Raw genomic sequence first — 22,077 nt, forward strand, 5'->3', positions numbered from 1 at the left:
CGGTCAGGCTCCGGTGACCCCGCGGACGGCCAGCGAGACGCCCAGCACGGTCATGACGACGGCGATCGCGCCGTCGAGCACCCGCCACGCGGCCGGCCGCGCGAAGACCGGCCGCAGCAGGCGGGCGCCGTAGCCGAGCCCCGTGAACCACGCGAGGCTGCCCAGCCCGGCACCGGCCGCGAACTGCCAGCGGTGCTCGCCGTAGGTCGACGACATCGAGCCGAGCAGCACGACGGTGTCCAGGTAGACGTGCGGGTTCAGCCAGGTCAGCGCCAGGCAGGTGCCGACGGTGACCGCCAGCCCGGTGCGGGCGCCCGCGGCGGAGGGCAGCAGCGCCCCCGGCCGCAGCGCCCGCCGGGCCGCCAACAGCCCGTAGGCGAGCAGGAAGGCCGCCCCGGCGAAGCACACCACCGGGATCAACCACGGCATCTGTGACAGCGCCGCCCCCGCGCCCAGCACCCCGGCTCCGATCAGCGTGATGTCGGAGACCGTGCACACCGCGACCACGGCGGTCACGTGCTCGAGCCGCAGTCCCTGCCGGAGCACGAACGCGTTCTGGGCGCCGATCGCCACGATCAGCCCGAGACCCAGCGCGAGTCCGGAGGCGAGGGCGAGCAGGGCCGGAGTGTCGAGCACGAGAACGACGGTAGGAAGAGCGACGTCGAGCGTCCAGTTCATGATTCGCAAGCATCATTAGAGTCGCTTCATGGACTTCGACCTCTCCCAGCTGCGAGCGTTGGACGCGACCGTGCGCGAGGGCACGCTGGAGGCGGCCGCCCGCGCGCTGCACGTCACGCCGTCTGCGATCAGCCAGCGGCTGCGTGCACTGGAGATCGCCGCCGGGCGGGTGCTGCTGGTGCGCACCAAGCCGGTGCAGGTCACCGAGTCCGGCCAGGCGGTGCTGCGCCTGGCCCGGCAGGTCGCCCTGCTCACCGCGGACGCCGTCCGCGAGCTCGGCGGGGCCGGTGACGGCGACCGGCCGCCGAGCCTGCCGATCGCGGTCAACGCCGACTCGATGGCCACCTGGGTGCTGCCGGCGCTCGCGCCGCTGGCCGCCGAGTTCACCTTCGACCTGCACCGCGAGGACCAGGAGCACACCAGCGCCCTGCTGCGCGCCGGGGCCGTCATGGCCGCGGTCACCAGCGAGGCCGATCCGGTGCCCGGCTGCACGGTCACCCGGCTGGGCGGGATGCGCTACCGCCCGATGGCGTCGGGGGCCTTCGCCGGCCGGTGGTTCCGCGACGGGCCGACGGCGGAGGCGTTGCGGCGGGCGCCGGTCGTCGTCTTCGACCGGCACGACGACCTGGAGCACCGCTACCTTCGGTCCCGTGGCGTGTCCGACGTCCCGCCGGCGCACTACGTCCCCGCCTCGGCGGACTACCTCGCGGCGGTCGCCCAGGGCCTGGGCTGGGGCATGCTCCCGGACCAGCAGCTGCGCAGCGGCGACGGCCTGGTCGACCTCGACCCCGACGGCGGCATCGACGTCATCCTGCACTGGCAGCAGTGGAAGCTGCGGTCGGCGAGCCTCGACCGCGTCCGTGAGGCCGTCCTGGCCGCAGCCCGCAGCCGGCTGGATCAGGCGGACAGCGGTCCCGCCACCCGCTCGTAGCCGGCCCACACGATCGGTGAGCGGCGCGCCCGCTGCGGCAGCGCCAGCGTCGCCTGCCGGAAGGCCCGCAGCGCCGCGGTCGTCGCCGCGTCGGTGAGCCCGAGACCGGGCATGGAGTACATCCGCCGCGCCCAGCGCGGCAGCGTCGCGAAGGAGAGCGCGGCCAGGGTGCCCCACGCCGGGCGGGCAGGGGTCAGGAACCGCACCCACGCGGGCATCGGGGGCAGCAGCACGAGCCGCGCGGCCTCGCGGGCGGCGGGGGTCACGGCCAGCGACGGGCGGAGCCGCTCGAAGTAGGTCGCGAGCTCGGCGACCGAGCGGGGCACGTCGTCCTCCACCGCGCCGATCAGCACCGCCGCGGTCACCTGCTCGGCGACGTACCGGTCGGCGTCCTCGTCGGTGAGCGGCACGCCGGCCCGGCGGGCGACCGACAGCAGCGAGTCGACCTCGCAGCAGTGGACCCAGAGCAGCAGGTCGGGATCGTCGACGCGGTAGGTGCGGCCGGTGGTCTCCTCCGTGCCGCCCAGCCGGCGGTGCAGGCCGCGCACCCGGCGCACCGCCCGCAGGGCCTCCCGGCGGGTGCCGTAGGTCAGGGTGTCGACGTAGGCGGCGGTGCGGGCCAGCCGCGGCCACGGGTCGCGGCGGGCGTCGGAGTTGCGCGCGACGCCGTCCATGGCGACCGGGTGCAGGGCCTGCAGCAGCAGCGCGCGCAGCCCGGCGACGGAGAACGAGGGGTCGCTGTGCACCCGCCAGGTGATGCTCTCGGGTCCGAAGAACCCGAGGCGGTCCTCCTCGTCGGTGAAGTCGCGTGCCGATGTCATCAGGCCACCGAGGAGTCCGACACCGCGAGGCCGGCCCAGAAGTCGAGGAGGACCCCCAGGGTGCGCTGGGGGTTCTCGATGGAGGGGGAGTGGATCGATCCGGGGATCACCTCGTGCCGGGCGCCCAGCCGGGCCGCCATGTCGGCCTGTGCCTCCGGGGTCCACGCGTCGTCGGCGACGCCGTGCGCGACGAGCACCGGCACGCCGGTCGCGGCGAGCTCGGCGACCCGGTCCGGTTCGGTGGTCATCGTGTCGGCCATGCCGCGCAGCCCGGCGGCGCTGTTGGCGAGGAACCGGCGGGTGAGGAACGCCCGGGTGGGCGCGGGCACCGCCTGCGCCTTGGGATCGGTCATCGCCAGCTGCTCCATCGCCTCGTGCACCGCCGGCACGCCGCCGGCGTCCAGCAGCGGGCCGAGGTGCTCGAGCAGGTCGGCGCGCGGGCCGGTCAGCTTCGCCGGCCCCGACCCGAGCAGGGTCAGCGAGGTGAACAGCGCCGGCTCGGCGAGGACGGCGGCGCGGGTGACCAGCCCGCCGAAGCTGTGGCCGAGCAGGTGCAGCGGGCCGGGGTTCTCCGCGCGCAGGACGCGGGCCACGGCGATGAGGTCGGCGGCCAGCTCGGCCATGGTGTAGGCGCCCGGGTCGTCGGGGCCCGGCGACTCGTACTGGCCGCGCTGGTCGAGCGCGACGGCGCGGTACCCGGAGGCGCACAGCGGGCGGAGCAGGGGAGCGAAGTCCTCCTTGCTGCCGGTGTAGCCGGCGACGAGCAGCACGGTGCCGCCGTCGGCGGGACCGGTGTCCAGCGCGACCAGCGGACCGGCGCCCCCCGCGAACCTGCGGTGCGCCGCGTCGTGGTCGGCGAGCTGGCGCAGGTCGGTGGGGGCGATGGACAGCGGGACGGCGTCGGAGGTGCCACCGGGCAGGACCATGGCCCCAGTGAACCTCGCCGCGGCCGCGGATGCCGCCTATCGGTAGGCGATCACCCGGTCGGGCAGCCGGTAGACGACCACGTCACCGACCGGCGTGCTCGTGCCGCCCGCCGGCAGCCCGTCGACCGCCGCCCGGGCGACCTCCTCCCCGGACAGGGGCTCGCGGACGACGAAGCCGCTCTCCTCGGGGACGTACAGCGGCGCCGTGCCGACGCCGACCTTGAGCCCGCCGTCGACCACCGCGGGCAGCCCCAGCGCCGGCCGCTGCCAGAGGATGTCGCCGAGGTCGGTGGCCCGCGCGACGAGGGTGCCGTGCGCCCACGCCAGGACGACGGGGCCGGCGACGGCGGACACCGGTGGCTCGTCGGCGCCGGACTCGGGCAGCGGCTCGGTGGCCGCGACCGCGCCGTCCCCGGCGGCGAGGACCTGCAGCTCGTCGCCGACGACGAGGCTCACGCCCCAGTCGGCGCCGGCGAGCGCGATCTCCTGGCCATCCTCGACCGGGACGTCCCGGGTCCACTGGGCCTTGCCGGCGGCGGCGTCGACGAGCCGCACGCGGGGCGTGGGATTGCCGGAGCAGCGCTGCAGGACGGCGACGCCCGAGGTACCGGCGGTCGCGCCGATGATGCGGCAGTCCTCCGGGCTGTAGCGCCAGCGGATGTTGTCGCCTACCGGGTCGATGACGACGACGCTGCCGCGGCTGACCGCCAGCACCACGTTGCGGGTGCTGGTCAGGGTGACGTCGGAGTCGAAGTCGACGCTCCGCGTCCAGGCGTAGACGCCGGTGTCCGCGCGCAGCCCGACGACCTCGTCGCAGCGGACCTCCGTGCGGTAGACGGCGACCACGATGCCGTCGGTGGCGGCCAGCCCGCACAGCCGGGCGTTGCTGCGCGTGTAGTGCCAGGCCTGCTCGCCGGTGACCGGGTCGAGGGCCGCGACGCCGTGCCGGTCACCGATCATCACCCGGCCGCTCTCGACCACCTGGCGGGGCAGCCCGTCGGCGGGCGCGGACCACGCCTGCGCCAGCTCGCCGGCCGGCGACCCGGTGGGGTCGGCGGCCGGCGAGGTGGTCGAGCGGGACGTGGCGGCCGCGTCGGAGCCGCGCCACAGCAGGACGGCGACCACGGCCAGCGCGAGGGTGGCCGCCGTCCAGACCCACACCCGCACCGGCGGGCGGCGCAGCGCGGGCACCGGAGGTCAGGCGGCGGACTCGGAACCGCCGCCGCGGTTGGCCCCGCCCCGGTGACGACGACGGCGGCGCGGCTTGGGCGCGGCGCCGTCCTCACCGGTGGCGGCGACCGGCGCGGCCGGCTCGCTGTCGGCGGCGGCCGCAGCCGCAGCCGCACCGCCGCCCCGGGTGCGCCGCCGCGGACGGCTCTTGCGCGGCCGGTCGGCGTCCTCGCCCTCGGCGGGACGGGCCGGGCCGCGCCCGCCCGCGCGGTGCTTCTTGCCGGTCTCGCCGAGGTCCTCGAGAACCTCGGCATCGAGCCCCTCGCGGGTGCGCTGGGCTCGCGGCAGGCGGCCGGTCGCCTTCTCGGGGACGTCGAGGTCGCTGTACACCCACGCCGAGGTGGAGTAGGTCTCCGGCGGGTTCTCGAAGTCCAGCTCCAGCGCCTTGTTGATCAGCTGCCAGCGAGGGATGTCGTCCCAGTCCACCAGCGTGACCGCGACACCCTCGGCGCCGGCGCGGCCGGTGCGGCCGATCCGGTGCACGTAGGTCTTCTCGTCCTCGGGGCACTGGTAGTTCACGACGTGGCTGACGCCGGTGACGTCGATGCCGCGCGCGGCGACGTCGGTGGCGACCAGGACGTCGACCTTGCCGCTGCGGAACGCGCGCAGCGCCTGCTCGCGGGCGCCCTGGCCGAGGTCGCCGTGCACGGCGGCGGCGGCGAAGCCGCGCTCGACCAGCTCGTCGGCGACCTTCTGCGCGGTCCGCTTGGTGCGGCAGAAGACCATGACCAGGCCGCGGCCGCGGGCCTGCAGCACGCGGGCGAGCAGTTCGGGCTTGTCCAGGTTGTGCGCCCGGTAGATGAACTGCGTCGTCTGCGGGACGGTCGAGCCCTCGTCGTTGCCGTGGGCGCGGATGTGCGTCGGCTGGGTCATGAACGACCGGGACAGGGTCACGATCGGCCCGGGCATGGTGGCCGAGAACAGCATCGTCTGGCGCTGCGCCGGGACCATGCCGAGGATCCGCTCGATGTCGGGCAGGAAGCCCAGGTCGAGCATCTCGTCGGCCTCGTCGAGGACCAGGACGCGGACCTTGCCGAGGATCAGGTGGCCCTGCTCGGCCAGGTCCAGCAGCCGGCCCGGCGTGCCGACGACGATCTCGACGCCGGACTGGAGCGCCGAGACCTGCGGCTCGAACGCGCGGCCGCCGTAGATGGCCTGCACGCGGATGCCGCGCTTGGCGCCGGCGGCGGTCAGGTCGCGGGCGACCTGCACGCACAGCTCACGGGTGGGGACGACGACCAGCGCCTGCGGCACGCCGTCGCCGCCCTCGGCCGGCGGCACGACCCGCTGCAGCATCGGGACGCCGAAGCCGAGGGTCTTGCCGGTGCCGGTGCGGGCCTGGCCGATCAGGTCGTGCCCGGCCAGCGCCAGCGGGAGCGTCAGCTCCTGGATGGCGAAGGTGCGGGTGATGCCGACCTCGGCCAGCGCGGCGACGACGTCGGGGTGGATGTCGAAGTCGCTGAACAGCGGCGCGGTCTCCTCGACCGGCGCGCCGCCGAGCTGCTCGACGTCCTGCTCGAGCTGCTCGGGGGCCGGGGCCCCGGTCTCGGCGTGCTCGAGGTCGGTGGGGGAATCGGTGGGGGAGTTCTCGATGGTCAGTGCTCTCGCCTCGGGTTCACTGGGGGACAGGCGGTCCCGCGGCGGATTCCGCCGGACCTGCGCTGTCCCGGATTCGGTGTCGCGCGATCAGTTCCAGCGCCGACACCGCCAGCGGACCGGGCATCGGGGAATGGGCCCAGGTGGCTCGCCCGGGAAGGGCGTCGCTCGGCGTTCGTCAGCGCGCAGATACATACCGAAGCGAACCAGACGGCTCGCCGATTCCCATGCTAACCGAGGCACCCGTTAGCCTCGGCGCGCCGCGACGGAACTGTGGCCCGTCCCACTCGAAAGGGGAGCGCGTGTCCGAGGTCGACACCCGCGCCGTCGTCGACCTGCTGGGGGCGCTGGCCTACGCGGAGCTGATCGCCTTCGACCGGCTGGCCGAGGACGCCCGGCTGGCGCCCTCCCTGGAGGGGCGGGCGGCGCTGGCCCGCATGGCGGCGGCCGAGATCGGCCACCACGGGCGGCTCACCGACCGGCTGCGCGAGCTCGGCGCCGATCCGACCGAGGCGATGACCCCGTTCGCCCGCGCGCTGGACACCTTCCACGAGAGCACCCGGCCCAGCACGTGGCTGGAGGGCCTGGTCAAGGCCTACGTCGGCGACGGGCTGGCCTCGGACTTCTACCGGGAGATCGCCTCCTTCCTGCCCGAGCAGGACCGCGAGCTCGTGCTGGAGGTGCTCGCCGACACCGGGCACGCCGACTTCGCCGTCCGGGAGGTGCGGGCGGCGATCAAGGCCGACCGCAGGGTCGCCGGCCGCCTCGCCCTGTGGGGACGGCGGCTCGTGGGGGAGGCCATGTCCCAGTCGCAGGCGGTCATCGCCGAGCACGACCAGCTGGCCGAACTGATCATCCAGGGAACCGGGGACCTCGCCGGAGTCGGCCGGCTCATCGAGCGGATCACCGCCGCGCACACCGAGCGCATGAAGACCCTCGGCCTCAACCCCTAGGAGCGCGAACGGGGCGCCTCCGCTGTGCGGAGACGCCCCGTCCGGGAACCGGTCACGCGCCGGCGATGAACCCCACGCGGCGCTGGTCGGCCTGGGCGATCTCGACGTAGGCGATGCGGTCGACCGGGACGACGACGCGGCGACCGCGCTCGTCCTCGAGCGTCAGCAGGCCGTTCTTGGTCGAGCCGGCCATGGCCGCCGACACCTGGGCCTCGATCTCGTCGGGGGTCTTCGGGCTGTCGATGACCAGCTCCCGGGGGGAGTGCTGAACACCGATCTTGACTTCCACGGGGCGGATGCCTCCTCGAGTTGCGCGGCTGTCCTCACGCTAGCCCAGCCGACCTGCCCGGCACCCGGCGGAACGGTGCGCCGTCAGCGAACTAGACGAGTAAGTCCGAAGTCCGTCAGTGGTCGTAGGCGATCAGGGATCGGGTGATCGGCTGGCCGGTGGCGCGGTTGTGCCAGATCGCGGCGGTCAGAGCCAGGATCCGCTGCGCGACACGGGCGCTGACTCCGGTGAGCGTGCGGCCGCCGTGGAGTTCCAGGTCGAGTTGGCCTTTGAGGGTGTCGTAGACCGACTCGATGAGCTGCCGGATCGGCGCGAGCAGGATCTGGCCCGGGCGAGGCCGTTGGCTGCGCAAGGAGGGGCGCAGTAGGTCGGCGCCGCGCCGGTGGAGGTAGTCGTCGAGTTCAGCGGAGATGTAGCCCTTGTCGGCGATGAGCAGCAGCCCCGGTCGGGCGGCCAGCAGCGGCTGGTCGTGATCGAGCATGGCCATGAGTACCTGGCGCTCGTCGAGCGTGGGCGGGCTCAGCGCCCAGGTGATCGGTAGCCCGGCCGGTGTGCAGACCAGGTGCAGCCGCAGCCCCCAGAAGTAGCGCGAGTGCGAGCGACACCAGCCGTAACCGGCGATGCCGGCCAGCTGCGAGCGCAGCGCGGCCGGGCGGGAGCGGGCGCACTCCACCGGGGTGGAGTCGACCAGCCAGACCGGATCGGCCCACAGGTCGGTGTCACTGGCCAGGTCGCGGATGACCCGGTTGAGCAGCGGCAGGGCAGCGCGCAGCCGCTTGTTGTAGCCGGACTGGCCGGGCAGGTAAGGAAACGCGCCGGGCAGGGCCTCGGGCACCAGGCGCAGCCAGCGGGCCTCGGAGTGCACGGCGAGCAGCACCTGCGCCACGGCCAGGGTGAGCAGTTCGGAGTCGGTCAGCCGCGGGCGGCGTCCGGCGCGCACGCGACCGGCGAGATGATCATCAATCCAGACATACAGTGCGGTCAGGAGGGTGTTTAGGTCGGTTCTCACACCCCGAGCCTGAGCACCCTCCGCCCGCGCCTACAGCGCCCTTCGGCCCTGGCCGCCGATAGGACTTACTCGTCTAGTGGTCGTCCACCCGAGGGAAGCCCGAGATACCGCGCCAGGCCAGCGACGACATCAGCGCCACCGCCTCGTCGCGAGACACGGTGCCCTTGCGCGGCAGCCACCAGCGGGCGCTGGTCTCGGCCAGCCCGGTCAGCCCGGAGGCGAGCAGCAGCGCCTGCTCGGGGTCGGACCCGGTGTCGCCGGCGATCACCACGGCGATCGCCTCGACGCAGGCGCGGGTGCCGCGGTCGACCACGGCGCGGACGTCGTCGTCGTTGCGCAGGTCGGACTCGAAGACCAGCCGGAAGGCCTGGCCCTCGGCGTCGATGAAGTCGAAGTAGGCGCCCACCGCCGCGTCGACCCGGGCCCGGTTGTCCTCGGTGTCGGCCATCGCCTGCGCGACCCGCTCGGTGAGCTCGTCGACGTGCTGCTCCAGCAGCGCCAGGTACAGCTCCCGCTTGCCCGGGAAGTGCTGGTAGAGCACCGGCTTGCTGACCCCGGCCCGGTCCGCGATGTCGTCCATCGCCGCGGCGTGGAAGCCCTGGGCGACGAAGACGTCCTGCGCCGCCTGCAGCAGCTGCATGCGCCGGGCCCCTCGGGGCAGGCGCGACGTGCGACGGCCCGGAGCTGAGGCCTGGCGGGGGTTCTGCATGGCGGCGCAGATGTTACCGGTGAGTCACCGGCGGCGCGCCGCGTAGCGCCCGGAGCTACCGTCGGCCGGGTGCGCCACCCCGTCGTCCCCTCGTCCCCCTCCACGACGACGTTGCCGGCTCTCGACACCGTTCCGCCGCCGTGGCCGGGGGAGATGGTGCCGGTCCGCGGGGGTGAGGTGTTCGTCCGCTGCACCCCCTGGGGCGGACCGGTCGGGGGCTCCGGCGCCCTCCGGGAGCGGGCGCTCTACGTGCACGGCCTCGGTGGCGCCTCCACCAACTGGACCGACCTCGCCGCCCTGCTGCGGGTGCGCTTCGACGGCTGGGCGCTCGACCTGCCCGGGTTCGGCCGGTCCCAGCCCCCGCCGCGGCACCGGTACACGATCCGCGGGCACGCCCGGGCGGTGGTCGACCTCCTCGAGCACGTCGCCGCGCAGCCGGGCGAGGCGCAGGGCCGGCCCGTCCACCTGCTGGGCAACTCGCTCGGCGGCCTGGTCAGCGTGCTGGTCGCGGCACGGCGGCCGGACCTGGTGGCCTCGCTGACCCTGATCTCCCCGGCGATGCCGGTCTACCGCGTGCCGCCCGCGTTCAGCCGCATGCTCCTGCTCCTGCTGCTGCCGGGCGTCCCGGCCCTGGCGGAGAAACGGCTGGCCGGCGTCGCGCCCGAGGACTCCGTCCGGGCGATGGTGCGGATGTGCTTCGGCGACCCCTCCCGGGTGCCGCGGGAGCGGATCGACGAGGCGATCGAGGAGATGCGCGAGCGCAGCGGACAGCCGTGGGCCGACCGGGCCCTCGCGCGCAGCATGCGCGGCCTGATCGCCTCCTATCTCCGGGTCAACGGCGCCTGGCGGATGGCCGCCCGCCTGCGCCCGCCGACGCTGATCGTCTGGGGCGACCGGGACCGCCTGGTCGATCCGCGGCTGGCCCCCCGGCTGGCCGCGACGGTGCCGGACGCGCGGCTGCTGGTCCTCGAGGGCATCGGCCACCTGGCGATGCTGGAGGCGCCGGAACCCACCGCCCGCGCGGTGCTCGGCATGGTGGAGCGCCTGACCCCCGCGTCGCAGTGAGCCGGTCCGGCGGGGGGCCGCCGACACCGTCCGCCTGCCGCCGGAGGGCTTCGGAGCGTGAGACGCTGGCCGGGTGAGCTCGGCGGACGCCCCCCGTGGCCGCCCCGCCGTCCCCCGCAGCCGGCCGCTCCCACCGCCGCCGCTGCCCCCGCGCGCCGGCAGCGGCCCCCCGTCGCGCGCCGTCCCGCCGCCCCACAGCACCGGCCCCCGGACCGGCGCCGGGCCCCGGACCGCTCCCGGCCGGGCCGCTCCGCCGCCGCGGTCCCGCGGCCCCGTCCGGGAACCCGGACCGCCGCCGCGCCCCGTCGCCGCCCGCCGCCCCGCCGGGCGGGTGCGCCGCTTCGTGCAGCGCTACGGCTGGCGGGCCTACGCCATCCCGCTGCTGACCATCGCCACGCTGGCCACGCTGGCCGACCTCGCGCGGCCGGACACGACGTCCGTCTCCTCCCCGGCCGCCGCGACCTCCCCGTCCGTCGCGGCGCCGTCCTCGCCGACGCCGACGGCGACGGCGACGCCGTCCCACGTGGACGCGCCGCCCGCCGGCGACGCCGGGCCGGCCGCGCAGCCGACGGTTCCGGCCGAGGCGACCTTCGTGCAGCAGGGGGCGGGCACCGTCACGGTCGTCGACGGCACCTCGGCGGTCTACGGCACCGGCCCGCTCGAGCGGTTCGTCGTGGAGATCGAGGACGGCATCGAGGTGGACGGCGCGGCGTTCGCCCACGCCGTCGAGACGACGCTGGGCGATCCGCGGTCGTGGGGCAACGGCGGGCGGATGTCGTTCCAGCGGGTCGGCGTGGCCGAGGCGCAGGCCGGTCAGTACGACTTCAAGGTCAGCCTGGTCAGCCCGGGCAGCATGGAGCGGTACTGCCCCGGCGTGGGCACGGGCGGCTACACCTCCTGCCGCTACGGGGAGCGCGCCGTCATCAACCTCGCCCGGTGGGAGACCGCCGTCCCGGACTACGCCGGGGACATCGCGACCTACCGGCTCTACGTGGTCAACCACGAGGTCGGGCACGCGCTCGGGCACGGCCACGAGGCGTGCCCCGGCCCCGGCCAGGTGGCCCCGGTCATGCAGCAGCAGACCCTCGGTCTCGACGGCTGCGTGAAGAACGCCTGGCCCTACCCGTAGCGCCGCGGCTGCAGGGGGCTGCTCAGATCTGCGCGGTCAGCTCCACCGCGATGCCGTCGGGATCGAACGCCGCGAGGAAGGCCATGCCCATCGCGGGCACCTCGCGGATCGGGCCGTGCTCGACCCCTCGCTCGTCGAACAGCTGCACGGCCGCGTCCAGCTCGGCCCGGCTGCCGACGGCGAAGCTCAGGTGGTCCAGGCCCACGCGGAAGGGGTCGAAGCGATCGCCCGCGTGCGCCCCGTCGACCGGGCGCAGCCCGATCAGGACGCCGGCGTTGACCAGCACCACCCCGCCCTGCAACGCATCGGAGACCAGACCGCCCGGGTCGTCGTCCGGCGGCCCCGGCATGGCGACCTGGAAGCCGAACACCTCGGTGTAGAACGCCTGGGAGCGGGCGACGTCGGTCACGGTGAGCCGCACATGGTGCGGTGCCCCGACCCGGAGTGGGCTGCTCATGGGCGGACGCTAGGCCCGATCCCCGGCGGCGGGAAGAAGCCCGCGTGCCACCCTGTTATGCGCACGAAGACGCGGCCACCCGAAGCGAAGGCCGCTGTCCGCGAACCTGAGGAGCGACCGTGTCCCTGCCACCCCTGGTGGAGCCCGCCGCCGACCTGTCGATCGACGAGGTCCGCCGGTACAGCCGGCACCTGATCATCCCGGACGTCGGGATGGACGGGCAGAAGCGGCTGAAGAACGCCAAGGTGCTCGCCGTCGGTGCGGGCGGTCTGGGCTCGCCGGTCCTGATGTACCTGGCGGCGGCCGGCGTGGGCACGCTCGGCATCGTCGAGTTCGACGTCGTCGACGAGTCCAACCTGCAGCGCCAGATCATCCACGGCGCCTCCGACGTCGGCCGGTCCAAGGCCGAGAGCGCGCGGGACTCCATCAAGGAGATCAACCCGCTCATCGACGTCCGCCTGCACGAGACCCGTCTCGACAGCGACAACGTGCTGGAGATCTTCGGCCAGTACGACCTGATCGTCGACGGCACCGACAACTTCGCCACCCGCTACCTGGTCAACGACGCCTGCGTGCTGCTGAACAAGCCGTACGTGTGGGGCTCGATCTACCGCTTCGACGGCCAGGTCTCGGTCTTCTGGAACGAGCACGGCCCGAACTACCGCGACCTCTACCCGGTGCCCCCGCCGCCCGGGATGGTGCCCAGCTGCGCCGAGGGCGGCGTGCTCGGCGTCCTGTGCGCCACGATCGGCGCGATCCAGGCCACCGAGGCGGTCAAGCTCATCACCGGCATCGGCGAGACGCTGCTCGGCCGGCTGATGGTCTACGACGCCCTGGAGATGACCTTCCGCACGATCAAGGTGCGCAAGGACCCCGAGGCCGAGCCGATCACCGGTCTGATCGACTACGAGTCGTTCTGCGGCGTGGTCTCGGTGGAGGCCCAGGAGGCCGCGGCCGGCTCGACGATCACCGTCGACGAGCTCAAGGACATGATGGACGCCGGCAAGGACTTCGAGCTGATCGACGTCCGGGAGCCGAACGAGTACGAGATCGTGTCCATCCCGGGGGCGAAGCTGATCCCCAAGGACGAGATCCTCTCCGGCCGGGCGCTGGCGCAGCTGCCGAACGACAAGCCGATCGTGCTGCACTGCAAGACCGGTGTCCGCTCCGCCGAGGCGCTGGCCGCCATCAAGAACGCCGGCTTCAAGGACGCCGTCCACGTGCAGGGCGGCGTGACCGCCTGGGCCACGCGGATCGACAAGACGCTACCGACCTACTGAGCCGGCACCGAGGGCCCGGCCGGCTTCCCCCAGGGAGGCAGGCCGGGCCCTCGCCGTGTCTACTGAGCGCCATGGCCGAGATCGCACCCATCGAGCTCCTCGAACTCTTCCAGCGTGCCCAGGCGCAGTTCACCGATCGGGTGGACGCCATCGAGCCCGAGCAGTGGGAGGACGAGGCGCTGCCGGAGTGGACGGTCGCCGACCTGGTGGCGCACATGGTCAGCGAGATGCTGTGGGTGCCGCCGCTGGTGGCCGGCGAGCCCTACGCCGAGGGGCGGTTCCCCGACGCGACGACCGACCTGCTCGGCGACGACCCGATGGCCGGCTGGGAGTCGGCGGCCGACGGTGCGCTGTCGGCCTTCGCCGAGGACGACGCGCTGATCCGGACCGTCCACCTCGAGCGTGGCCCGACGCCGGCGACGGACTACATCCTCGAGCTGATCGCCGACCTCACCGTGCACGCGTGGGACCTCGCCCGCGCGATCGACGGCGACACCGAGCTGGACGGCCAGCTGATCACCGCGGCGCTGCTGGTCGGCGAGCGGATCCCGGAGGACGGCGTCCCGGGCCTGTTCGACCCGCCGCTGGACACCTCGCTCGCCGCGTCGCCCCAGCAGCGGCTGCTGGCCCGGTTCGGCCGCCGGCCGCTGTAGCCCGATGGATGCCGCCGCCCTCGACGTCGACGAGGCGGTGTTCGACGTCGTCGAGCGCATCCCGGCCGGCCGGGTGAGCACCTACGGTGCGATCGGCCGGCTGGTCGGCGTGGGCCCGCGCCGGGTGGCCCGGGCGCTCTCGTCCGGCGGCGGCGCGGTGCCCTGGTGGCGGGTGCTGCGCGCCGACGGGACCGTGGCCGAGCCCGTCCGGGTCCGCCAGCTCGAGCTGCTGGCCGGCGAAGGCGTCCCGATGCGCGACGGCCGGGTCGACCTGCGGGCCGTGGGCTGGCCGGACTGAGGGCGCGTGTTGCCGGCCGGTGACGTCTCGGCGCGCTCGTCACAGGTCCTTCAGTTCCGCCGCCGGCCTGCCGACATCCCAGGCATGAACACCATGGCGTGCAGGGCGGTGGCCCAGGCGGGCCTGTCCGCCGGGACGGCGTCGCTGGACGTCGAGGCGGCGTTCCCGCTGCTGCTGGTCGCCGGCTGGCTGACCACCGCGGCGGACCTGATGCTCGAGGCCGGGTTGCTCGAGTCCGTCCTCGCCTGAGGGCTCCTCAGGGGAGGACGAGCGGCGCCAGGGGCCGGATCGGCTGTGCCCGCATCCGGCGCCGGATCCGCCGCGCCGTCACGACCGCGGCCTCCTCGGCGAGCTGACGGGCGGCGACCACCGACGCGGGCTCGGGGATCATCATGCGGGCCTCCGTTCCTGGGCGCGGGCCGTCCCGGCCGGGCGGATCTCGGGGGATCGGCCGTCGTCCTGCCGCACGCTGCTCCTCCGGTCTGCCGGGACCCTGAACACGCCCTGAAGACGAGCTGAGAGACGAGCAGATACGGCGGGTGTGACCTTTTTCGGCGCCGCGGTCGACCGGCGCCCCACCCGCCACACGCGCCCCACGCTGCGCGGAAGTGTCGGGTCGCCGTGTTTCCATCGGGACGTGGCAGCCCGCGCGACCGCATCCGAGGGCGCGGGTCCCGTCTACCGGCTGGTGGCGGGAGAGCCGCCCCGTGCCCCGCGTCCGCGGCTGGACCCGACGCAGCAGGCCGTCGTCGACCACCCGTCCGGGCCGCTGCTGGTCCTCGCCGGGCCCGGCACGGGCAAGACCACCACGATCGTCGAGGCGGTCGCCCGCCGGATCGAGGACGGCGTCGACCCCGAGCAGATCCTCGTCCTGACCTTCAGCCGCAAGGCCGCCGCCGAGCTGCGCACCCGCGTCACGGCCCGGGTCGCGCAGACGATCCGGGAGCCGCTGGCCCGCACCTTCCACTCCTACGCCTTCGGCGTGCTGCGCCGGGCCGCGATGCTGCGTGGTGAGCCGCCGCCGCGGCTGCTCACCGCCGCTGAGCAGGACGCCGTCGTCGCCGAGCTGCTGCGCGGTGACGTCGAGGAGGAGGGCGTGGTCCGCTGGCCGCCGTCCCTCGCCCCGGCGCTGGGCACCGCCGGCTTCCGCACCGAGCTGCGCGAGTTCCTGCTGCGCGCCACCGAGCGAGGGGTGGGCCCGGAGCAGCTGGTCGCCTGGGGCCGAGAGCGGGGCCACGAGCACTGGGTGCACGCCGCAGCCTTCCAGGAGCAGTACGAGCGGGTCACCGCGTTCGCGACCGCCGCCCGCGGTGACGCCTCGGGCTACGACCCCGCCGAGCTGGTGCGCGCGGCGATCGACGAGCTGGACGGCGACCCGGAGCTGCTCCGCCAGGAGCGCGAGCGGGCCGGCTGGCTGTTCGTCGACGAGTACCAGGACACCGACCCCGCGCAGGTGGAGCTGCTGGAGCTGCTCGCCGGCGGCGGGGGCAACCTGGTCGCCGTCGGTGATCCCGACCAGGCGATCTACGCCTTCCGCGGCGCGGAACCCCGGGGCATCGTCGAGTTCCCGTCGCGCTTCCGGCACACCGACGGCCGCGACGCGCAGCGGGTCTCCCTCGGCGTGTGCCGCCGGTCGGGCGAGGAGCTGCTGCGGATCAGCCGCACGGTGGCCGAGGGACTGCCCGGCCCGTGGGAGCACCGGCTGCTGGCCGCGGGCGAGGGCACCGACCCCGGTTCCGCCGAGGTGCACGTCTTCGGGTCCGCGGCGGTGGAGGCGGCTTACCTCGCCGACCTGCTGCGACGGGCGCACCTGCTCGACGGCGTGCCGTGGTCGGAGATGGCCGTCGTCGTGCGGAGCGCCGTGGGGCTGGGCTCGCTGCGCCGGGCGCTGGCCCAGGCCGGGGTGCCGGTCGCGGTCTCGGCCGACGACCTGCCGCTGGCCGCACAGCCCGCCGTGGCGCCGTTCCTGTCCGCGGTGTCCGCGCTGCTGCCGGCCACGCCGCGCGGCACGGAGCCCGCGGGTCTCGACGAGCCGGCCGCCGAGGCACTGCTCGCCTCGCCGCTCGGGGGCGCGACCGTGCTCGACCTGCGGCGGCTGCGCCGCGCCGTCCGCATCGTGCTGAACGGCCGCGGGATGGACCCGGCCGAGAAGAACGCACCCTTGGCCACCGCACTGGCCGACGACACCCTGCTCGACGCGCTGCCCGAGCACGTCGCCCGCCCCGCGCTGCGGGTGGCCGGCGTCCTCGCCGCGGGCCGGGTCGCGCTCGCCGCCGGCGGCACCGTCGAGGACGTGCTGTGGGCGATGTGGCAGCGCAGCGGCCTGGCCGGCAAGTGGGCCAAGGCAAGCGCGGCCGGCGGTCAGGCGGGCGCCGTCGCCGACCGCGACCTCGACGCCGTCGTCGCGCTGTTCGACGCCGCCGCCGGGTTCGTCGACCGGCTGCCCTCGGCGGACGCGCGCGCCTTCCTCGACCACCTCTCCGCCCAGGAACTGCCCGGCGACACCGGCGCCGCGCGCGCCCTGCAGGCCGACACCGTCCGGCTGCTCACCGCGCACGCCTCGAAGGGCCTCGAGTGGGATCTCGTCTGCGTCGCCGGGGTGCAGGAGGGCGTCTGGCCGGACCTGCGCGACCGGACGACGCTGCTCGGGGCCGAGGAGCTGATCGAGCGCGCCGCCGGCGTCGACGGCGGACAGGTCGACCGGCGCGCCCTGGCCCTGGCCGAGGAGCGGCGGCTGTTCTACGTCGCCTGCACCCGCGCCCGGAAGCGGCTCGTGGTCAGCGCGGTCGAGGGCGCCGTCGACGGTCCCGACGCCGGGGCCACCGCCTCGCGCTTCCTGGACCTGGTGGCCCCGCCGCCCGAGGGGGGCCGCACGCCCACCGAGCTGCCGCGCTCGCTGACCCTGCCGGCGCTGGTCGCGGCGCTGCGCCGCGCCCTCGTCGATCCGCACACCCCGGCGCCGCGGCGCTCCACCGCGGCCTCGGTGCTGCGGCGGCTCGCCGACGAGGGCGTTCCGGGCGCCGCCCCGGCGAACTGGTGGGGCCTGGCGCCGCTGTCCGACGACGCCCCGCTGGTCGACGCCGACGAGCCGGTGCGGGTGCGCCCGTCGGCCATCGAGGGCTTCCGCCGCTGCCCGCTGCGCTGGGTGCTCGGTGCGGTCGGCGCCGAGGCCGCGCCCGACACCACCCGCACCGTCGGCTCGGCGGTGCACGCCGTGGCGCAGCAGGTGGCCGAGGGGCTGCCGCCGGCGGAGGCCGGCAAGGCGCTCGACGCCGAGCTCGACACCCTCGACCTCGGCCCCGGCTGGGCCGACCAGCGCCAGCGCGCGACCGCGCACGACATGCTCGACCGGTTCGTCGCCTGGCACGTCCGCAACCCCCGGCAGCTGATCGCCGCCGAGGCCGACTTCCAGGTGCAGGTCGGCCGCGCCCGGATCAGCGGGCAGGTCGACCGGCTGGAGCGCGACGCCGAGGGCCGGCTGGTCGTCGTCGACCTCAAGACGGGGAAGAGCACGCCGTCCGCCGACGAGCTGGCCGAGCACGGGCAGCTGGCGGCCTACCAGGTCGCCGTCGCGTCGGGCGCGTTCGCCGAGTACGGCACCGAGCCCGGCGGCGCGGCGCTGCTGCAGATCGGATCGGCGGCCAAGGCGGCCAAGGAGCAGGCCCAGGAGCCCCTGCCGGCCGACGTCCCGGTGACCGACACGTGGGCCGGCGAGCTGCTGGCGACGGTCGGCGAGGGCATGGGCGCCGGCAGCTTCGAGGTGCGCACCGGCAGCTACTGCGACCGCTGTCCCTCGAAGCGCAGCTGCCCGCTGCACGAGCGCGGCGGGCAGGTCACCAGGTGACTGACGGGTGGCCCCGTTCCGGGTTCCCTCGCGAGCTTGCGAGCGGAGGGGAGAACGGGGTCCTTGAACAGCTCACGTTGGACGACCTCTTCGGGTCCGAGACCGAGGAGTCCGAGCGTCCGCCGGCGCTGTTGACCCCGGCCGAGGTCGCCGCGCGCTGCGGGCTGTCGTACGCGCCGTCGGACGAGCAGGCCCGCGTCGTCTCCGCGGCGGTCGACCGGCCGCTGGTCGTGGTCGCCGGCGCGGGATCCGGCAAGACCGAGACGATGGCGGCCCGCGTCTCCTGGCTGGTGGCCAACCGCGTCGTCGCGCCGGAGGCGATCCTCGGGCTGACCTTCACGCGCAAGGCCGCCAGCGAGCTCAACGAGCGGGTGCGGCTGCGGCTCGGCGCGCTGGCCCGCCATCCCGAGACCGACCCGGAGCTCCGCGAGCGGCTCGCCGTCGCCCAGCCGACCGTCTCCACCTACCACGGCTACGCCGCCTCGCTGGTTGCCGAGCACGGGCTGCGGATCGGGATCGAGCCCGGCGCTGGCGTGCTCGGCCCGGCCATGTGCTGGGGCCAGGCCGCCGCGGTGGTCGGCGCCTACACCGGCGACATGGCCGACGTCCCCCTCACCCTGCTGACCACCGTCGAGGACGTGCTGGCCCTGTCCGCCGAGCTGGGGGAGCACGACGTCACCCCGGCCCAGCTGGGGTCCTGGACGGAGCACTTCGAGCGGCGGATCCGCGGCTACGCCGACGCCCCCCGCAAGCGGGGCGTCTACGCCGAGGTGGAGAAGGTGATCGCCCGGCAGCGGGCCCGCGCGGCGCTGCTGCCCCTGGTGGAGGGCTTCCAGGCGCGCAAGCGGGCCGCCGGGGCGATCGACTACGCCGACCAGGTGGCCTACGCGGCGCGGGTGGCCGTCGCCGCCCCCGAGGTAGGCCGCCGCGAGCGCGCCCGCTGGCAGGTTGTGCTGCTCGACGAGTACCAGGACACCAGCGTCGGCCAGCTGCGGATGCTCGAGGCGCTCTTCGGCGGCGACACCGGCCATCCGGTGCTCGCGGTCGGCGACCCCCGGCAGTCGATCTACGGCTGGCGCGGGGCGTCGGCGGGCACCATCGAGCGCTTCCCCCGGACCTTCCCCGGCCGCGCCGGACGCGAAGCGGAGCGGCTGACCCTCGCGACGAGCTGGCGCAACGACTCCGCCGTCCTCGCCGTCGCCAACGCGGTCGCCGGCATGCTGCCCGAGCCGGCCGAGCCGCTGCCCGACCTCACCGCCGCGCCCACCGCCGGCGCCGGCACGGTCGAGGTCGGCCTGTACGACACGATCGCGGAGGAGACGCAGGCGCTGGCCGACCGGCTGGCCGGCCTCTGGCACGCCGACGCGGGGAAGCGCCCGACGATCGCCGTGCTGGCCCGGGCCCGCAAGCAGTTCCACGGCATCGCGACCGCGCTGCGCGAGCGCGAGGTGCCGGTCGAGGTCGTCGGGCTGGGCGGGCTGCTCGCCGTCCCGGAGGTCTCCGACGTCGTCGCGACGCTGACCGTGCTCGTCGACCCCACCGCCGGCGACGCCCTCGGCCGGCTGCTCACCGGCGCCCGCTGGCGGATCGGCCCGCGCGACCTGGCCGCGCTGAACGACCGGGCGCGGGCCCTGGTCCGCGCCCGCCACCAGGACGACGACGGCCCGCAGGAGCGCGGCAGCATCGTCGAGGCGCTCGACGACCTGGGCCCGGCGGAGGCGTACTCGCTGGCCGGGTACCGCCGGCTGCGCCGGCTGGGTGCGGAGCTCGCCCACCTGCGGCAGCGGATCGGGGAGTCGCTGCCCGACCTGGTCGACGAGGTCGCCCGCACGCTGGGCCTGGAGACCGAGCTGGCCAGCGCCCCGGACGTCAGCCCGGCCGGCGCCCGCACGCACCTGGACGCGCTGCACGCCGTCGCGGCCGAGTTCGTCGAGCTGGCCGAGCTGCCCTCGCTGCCGGCCTTCCTCGGCTACCTGCGCGACGCCGAGGAGCGCGAGCGCGGCCTCGAGCCGGGCGAGGTGGCGGTCAACCCGGAGGCGGTGCAGCTGCTCACCGGGCACTCGGCGAAGGGGCTGGAGTGGGACGTCGTCGCCGTCCCCGGGCTGACCGTGGACCAGTTCCCGGCGAAGACCGACACCAGCGACTCGTGGATCAAGGACCCCGGCGCGCTGCCCGCGGAGCTGCGGCTCACCGACCGCGCCGAGCTGCCCGCGCTGAAGCTGCCGCCGCCCAGCACCGGCGACCAGGCGGCGGTGAAGGCCGCCCTCGAGGACTACGTGCAGGACTGGCGCGACTTCGGCACCGACGAGGAGGTCCGGCTCGGCTACGTCGCGGTCACCCGCGCCCGGCACCTGCTGATCTGCTCGGGCAGCTGGTGGCGCGACGGCAAGAACGTGTGCGGGCCGTCGTCACTGCTGGGGACGATCAAGGACGCCTGCGAGGCCGGTGCGGGGGACGTCGTCCACTGGGCGCCGCAGCCGGACGACGGCGCGACCAACCCGGCGCTGGCGGAGTGGCCGGTCGGCAGCTGGCCGGCCGACCCGCTCTCCGCCGGACGGCGACGCGCCCTGACCGCCGCCGCCGAGCTGGTCCGGGCCGCCGTGCCGCACCCGCTGGACCCGGCGCGCTCCGTCGGGGACGGCGACCCCGAGGTCGAGCAGTGGGTGCGCGACGCCGACCTGCTGCTGCGCGAGCGGGCGCGGCACGCCAGCCCGACCGTCGACGTCCCGCTGCCCTCTCACCTGTCGGTGTCGGCGCTGGTGACCCTGCGCCGCGATCCGGCCGAGCTCGCCCGCCGGCTGCGCCGGCCGATGCCGGCCGCGCCCGCGCCGCAGGCCCGCCGGGGCACCGCGTTCCACGCCTGGCTCGAGGAGCGGTTCGGCTCGGCGCGGCTGCTCGACCTCGACGAGCTGCCCGGCTCCGGCGACGAGCTCGCCGCGCCGGACGGCGCCCTGGCCGAGCTGCAGGCGGCCTTCCTCGCCGGCGAGTGGGCCGACCGGCAGCCGATCGAGGTCGAGGTGCCGTTCGAGACGCCGCTGGGCCCGCTCACCCTGCGCGGCCGGATCGACGCCGTCTTCGCCGACGGCGACGGCGGCTTCGAGGTCATCGACTGGAAGACCGGCCCGCCGCCGACCGGCGCCGAGCTCGCCGCCGTCGGCGTCCAGCTGGCCGCGTACCGGCTCGGCTGGTCGCGGCTGACCGGGGTGCCGGTGGAGCGGGTCAGCGCCGGCTTCCACCACGTCGCGGCGAACCTGACCCTGCGCCCGGTCGACCTGCTCGACGAGTCCGGCCTGCTCGCGCTCGTGACCGGCACCGCCGACGAGGAGCCCGAGGAGTACTGACCTCAGCTGGAGGCGATGCGGTCCAGGATCGCGGCCGCCAGCTGCTCGGGTGCCTGTTCCGGGATCCAGTGCGTGACCCCGGGCAGCTCGACGAACCGGTAGTCGCCGGTGACGTGCTGCGCGCACCCGTCCGCGGCGGTGCGGGCGATCGCGACGTCGCCGTCGCTCCACACGTACGTCGTGGGCACCGCGACGGGGTCCACCGGGGTGGCCGAGCTCATGGCCCGGTACCAGTTGAGCGCGGCGGTCAGCGCCCCCGGCGCGGAGAGGACGGCGACGTATTCGTCGACCGCCTCGGCGGGGATGCCGGTCTCGGCCTCGGTGCCGAGCATCCGGCGCAGCCGCCGCATGCCGTCCTCGAGCAGCACTTCCTCGGCCTTGCCCTCCTGCCAGAACAGCCGGATGTAGGCCGAGCGCTCCTTCTGCTCCGGGTCCTCGCGGAAGGCCGCCGTGTAGGCGACGGGGTGCGGCACGGAGACGGCCGTCAGGGAGCGCACGCGGTCCGGGTGCCAGGCAGCCAGCGCCCAGGCGACGGCGGCGCCCCAGTCGTGCCCGACGACGTCGGCGCGCGGGATCGCCAGCGCCGTCATCAGGTCGGCGGTGACCTGCGCGAGGTTGGCCGTCGCGTAGGCGCCGACCTCCGCGGGCCGGGCGCCGGGGGAGTAACCGAGCTGGTCGGGCGCGTACGTGCGCAGCCCCGCCTGGGTGAGCAGCGGCGTCACCTTGGCCCAGGACAGCGACGTCTCGGGGAAGCCGTGCAGCAGCAGCACCGGCCGCCCGTCGTCGGGGCCGTCCACCCGCACGTCGAAGGTCAGGTCGCCGACGTCGACCTTCAGCAGCTCACCGGGCATGCCCGGACGTTAGCCGG

The 22,077-nt window shown here is 75.3% G+C and carries 21 protein-coding genes; 10 read left to right on the plus strand and 11 right to left on the minus strand.

What is annotated here, in order from left to right; all coding sequences use genetic code 11:
- Positions 1-3 precede the first annotated feature (3 nt).
- Positions 4-636, minus strand: coding sequence for a LysE/ArgO family amino acid transporter (locus ACWIYF_RS05280; protein ID WP_448627067.1), 633 nt, complete (start codon positions 634-636; stop codon positions 4-6).
- 70 nt (positions 637-706) lie between these two features.
- On the opposite strand from ACWIYF_RS05280, the gene ACWIYF_RS05285 reads away from it, so the two are divergent.
- Entirely contained in the window at positions 707-1,609 is a 903-nt protein-coding gene (locus ACWIYF_RS05285; RefSeq protein WP_448627068.1) for a LysR family transcriptional regulator ArgP, read from the plus strand.
- Here the strand turns inward: ACWIYF_RS05285 and ACWIYF_RS05290 are convergent.
- Genes ACWIYF_RS05290 through ACWIYF_RS05305 form a run of 4 tightly spaced genes read right to left on the minus strand, consistent with a single transcriptional unit; the run spans position 1,576 to position 6,053 of the window.
- Complete coding sequence (locus ACWIYF_RS05290; RefSeq protein WP_448627069.1) at positions 1,576-2,430, minus strand: oxygenase MpaB family protein; 855 nt, start codon at positions 2,428-2,430, stop codon at positions 1,576-1,578. The two genes, ACWIYF_RS05285 and ACWIYF_RS05290, sit on opposite strands and share 34 nt — an antisense overlap.
- Positions 2,430-3,356 carry an alpha/beta fold hydrolase gene (locus ACWIYF_RS05295; RefSeq protein ID WP_448627070.1) on the minus strand — a complete coding sequence of 309 codons (927 nt, stop codon included), beginning with the start codon at positions 3,354-3,356 and terminating at the stop codon, positions 2,430-2,432. Before ACWIYF_RS05295 ends, ACWIYF_RS05290 begins: the two co-directional genes overlap by 1 nt.
- 36 nt (positions 3,357-3,392) lie before the next feature.
- A complete protein-coding gene (locus ACWIYF_RS05300; protein WP_448627071.1) occupies positions 3,393-4,547 on the minus strand; it encodes an outer membrane protein assembly factor BamB family protein in 1,155 nt (384 codons plus the stop codon).
- 6 nt (positions 4,548-4,553) lie between these two features.
- A complete protein-coding gene (locus ACWIYF_RS05305) occupies positions 4,554-6,053 on the minus strand; it encodes a DEAD/DEAH box helicase (RefSeq protein ID WP_448628725.1) in 1,500 nt (499 codons plus the stop codon).
- Between the two features lie 431 nt (positions 6,054-6,484).
- On the opposite strand from ACWIYF_RS05305, the gene ACWIYF_RS05310 reads away from it, so the two are divergent.
- Positions 6,485-7,135: a ferritin-like fold-containing protein gene (locus ACWIYF_RS05310; RefSeq protein WP_448627072.1), complete on the plus strand. Its 651-nt coding sequence runs from the start codon at positions 6,485-6,487 to the stop codon at positions 7,133-7,135.
- A 52-nt stretch (positions 7,136-7,187) separates the two neighbouring features.
- Here the strand turns inward: ACWIYF_RS05310 and ACWIYF_RS05315 are convergent, their stop codons facing one another.
- The 3 genes from ACWIYF_RS05315 to ACWIYF_RS05325 form a co-directional block, all read right to left on the minus strand.
- Positions 7,188-7,424, minus strand: a complete 237-nt coding sequence (locus ACWIYF_RS05315; RefSeq protein WP_448627073.1) for a DUF3107 domain-containing protein — start codon at positions 7,422-7,424, stop codon at positions 7,188-7,190.
- A gap of 115 nt (positions 7,425-7,539) precedes the next feature.
- On the minus strand, positions 7,540-8,433 hold the full coding sequence (locus ACWIYF_RS05320) for an IS982 family transposase (RefSeq protein ID WP_448627074.1): 894 nt from the start codon (positions 8,431-8,433) through the stop codon (positions 7,540-7,542).
- 73 nt (positions 8,434-8,506) lie between these two features.
- The gene (locus ACWIYF_RS05325) at positions 8,507-9,073 is read right to left on the minus strand and encodes a TetR/AcrR family transcriptional regulator (protein ID WP_448627075.1); all 567 of its coding nucleotides are present in this window, start codon (positions 9,071-9,073) and stop codon (positions 8,507-8,509) included.
- Between the two features lie 138 nt (positions 9,074-9,211).
- On the opposite strand from ACWIYF_RS05325, the gene ACWIYF_RS05330 reads away from it, so the two are divergent.
- Both ACWIYF_RS05330 and ACWIYF_RS05335 read left to right on the plus strand, forming a co-directional pair.
- A complete protein-coding gene (locus ACWIYF_RS05330; protein WP_448627076.1) occupies positions 9,212-10,207 on the plus strand; it encodes an alpha/beta fold hydrolase in 996 nt (331 codons plus the stop codon).
- Between the two features lie 331 nt (positions 10,208-10,538).
- Positions 10,539-11,336, plus strand: coding sequence for a DUF3152 domain-containing protein (locus ACWIYF_RS05335; protein ID WP_448627077.1), 798 nt, complete (start codon positions 10,539-10,541; stop codon positions 11,334-11,336).
- A gap of 22 nt (positions 11,337-11,358) precedes the next feature.
- Here the strand turns inward: ACWIYF_RS05335 and ACWIYF_RS05340 are convergent, their stop codons facing one another.
- On the minus strand, positions 11,359-11,793 hold the full coding sequence (locus ACWIYF_RS05340; RefSeq protein WP_448627078.1) for a VOC family protein: 435 nt from the start codon (positions 11,791-11,793) through the stop codon (positions 11,359-11,361).
- Positions 11,794-11,912: 119 nt separating this feature from the next.
- On the opposite strand from ACWIYF_RS05340, the gene moeZ reads away from it, so the two are divergent.
- The 4 genes from moeZ to ACWIYF_RS05360 all read left to right on the plus strand — a co-directional run bounded on the left by moeZ (position 11,913) and on the right by ACWIYF_RS05360 (position 14,273).
- The gene (gene moeZ, locus ACWIYF_RS05345; protein WP_448627079.1) at positions 11,913-13,073 is read left to right on the plus strand and encodes an adenylyltransferase/sulfurtransferase MoeZ; all 1,161 of its coding nucleotides are present in this window, start codon (positions 11,913-11,915) and stop codon (positions 13,071-13,073) included.
- A 71-nt stretch (positions 13,074-13,144) separates the two neighbouring features.
- A complete protein-coding gene (locus ACWIYF_RS05350; protein ID WP_448627080.1) occupies positions 13,145-13,726 on the plus strand; it encodes a TIGR03086 family metal-binding protein in 582 nt (193 codons plus the stop codon).
- Between the two features lie 4 nt (positions 13,727-13,730).
- Positions 13,731-14,024, plus strand: a complete 294-nt coding sequence (locus tag ACWIYF_RS05355) for an MGMT family protein (protein WP_448627081.1) — start codon at positions 13,731-13,733, stop codon at positions 14,022-14,024.
- Between the two features lie 84 nt (positions 14,025-14,108).
- The gene (locus tag ACWIYF_RS05360) at positions 14,109-14,273 is read left to right on the plus strand and encodes a hypothetical protein (protein ID WP_448627082.1); all 165 of its coding nucleotides are present in this window, start codon (positions 14,109-14,111) and stop codon (positions 14,271-14,273) included.
- A 7-nt stretch (positions 14,274-14,280) separates the two neighbouring features.
- Here ACWIYF_RS05360 and ACWIYF_RS05365 read toward each other — a convergent pair whose 3' ends face one another.
- Entirely contained in the window at positions 14,281-14,418 is a 138-nt protein-coding gene (locus ACWIYF_RS05365) for a hypothetical protein (protein WP_448627083.1), read from the minus strand.
- 243 nt (positions 14,419-14,661) lie between these two features.
- Between ACWIYF_RS05365 and ACWIYF_RS05370 the strand changes: the two genes are divergently transcribed.
- Together ACWIYF_RS05370 and ACWIYF_RS05375 are read left to right on the plus strand one after the other, a co-directional pair.
- Positions 14,662-17,868 (plus strand): ATP-dependent helicase, encoded by a 3,207-nt coding sequence (locus ACWIYF_RS05370; RefSeq protein WP_448627084.1) that lies wholly within the window; start codon positions 14,662-14,664, stop codon positions 17,866-17,868.
- Between the two features lie 77 nt (positions 17,869-17,945).
- Positions 17,946-21,209 (plus strand): ATP-dependent helicase, encoded by a 3,264-nt coding sequence (locus ACWIYF_RS05375; RefSeq protein ID WP_448627085.1) that lies wholly within the window; start codon positions 17,946-17,948, stop codon positions 21,207-21,209.
- 2 nt (positions 21,210-21,211) lie between these two features.
- Here the strand turns inward: ACWIYF_RS05375 and ACWIYF_RS05380 are convergent, their stop codons facing one another.
- A complete protein-coding gene (locus ACWIYF_RS05380) occupies positions 21,212-22,060 on the minus strand; it encodes an alpha/beta fold hydrolase (RefSeq protein WP_448627086.1) in 849 nt (282 codons plus the stop codon).
- Positions 22,061-22,077 lie beyond the last annotated feature (17 nt).

The sequence above is a fragment of the Geodermatophilus sp. URMC 64 genome (genome assembly GCF_053502555.1).

What these genes read in the sequence shown, in the direction of transcription:
- ACWIYF_RS05285 (WP_448627068.1), top strand. Translation starts at nt 707, where the DNA reads ATGGACTTCGACCTCTCCCAGCTGCGAGCGTTGGACGCGACCGTGCGC.
- ACWIYF_RS05290 (WP_448627069.1), bottom strand. Translation starts at nt 2,430, where the DNA reads ATGACATCGGCACGCGACTTCACCGACGAGGAGGACCGCCTCGGGTTC.
- ACWIYF_RS05295 (WP_448627070.1), bottom strand. Translation starts at nt 3,356, where the DNA reads ATGGTCCTGCCCGGTGGCACCTCCGACGCCGTCCCGCTGTCCATCGCC.
- ACWIYF_RS05325 (WP_448627075.1), bottom strand. Translation starts at nt 9,073, where the DNA reads ATGCAGCTGCTGCAGGCGGCGCAGGACGTCTTCGTCGCCCAGGGCTTC.
- ACWIYF_RS05340 (WP_448627078.1), bottom strand. Translation starts at nt 11,793, where the DNA reads ATGAGCAGCCCACTCCGGGTCGGGGCACCGCACCATGTGCGGCTCACC.
- ACWIYF_RS05350 (WP_448627080.1), top strand. Translation starts at nt 13,145, where the DNA reads ATGGCCGAGATCGCACCCATCGAGCTCCTCGAACTCTTCCAGCGTGCC.
- ACWIYF_RS05355 (WP_448627081.1), top strand. Translation starts at nt 13,731, where the DNA reads ATGGATGCCGCCGCCCTCGACGTCGACGAGGCGGTGTTCGACGTCGTC.
- ACWIYF_RS05360 (WP_448627082.1), top strand. Translation starts at nt 14,109, where the DNA reads ATGAACACCATGGCGTGCAGGGCGGTGGCCCAGGCGGGCCTGTCCGCC.
- ACWIYF_RS05365 (WP_448627083.1), bottom strand. Translation starts at nt 14,418, where the DNA reads ATGATGATCCCCGAGCCCGCGTCGGTGGTCGCCGCCCGTCAGCTCGCC.
- ACWIYF_RS05380 (WP_448627086.1), bottom strand. Translation starts at nt 22,060, where the DNA reads ATGCCCGGTGAGCTGCTGAAGGTCGACGTCGGCGACCTGACCTTCGAC.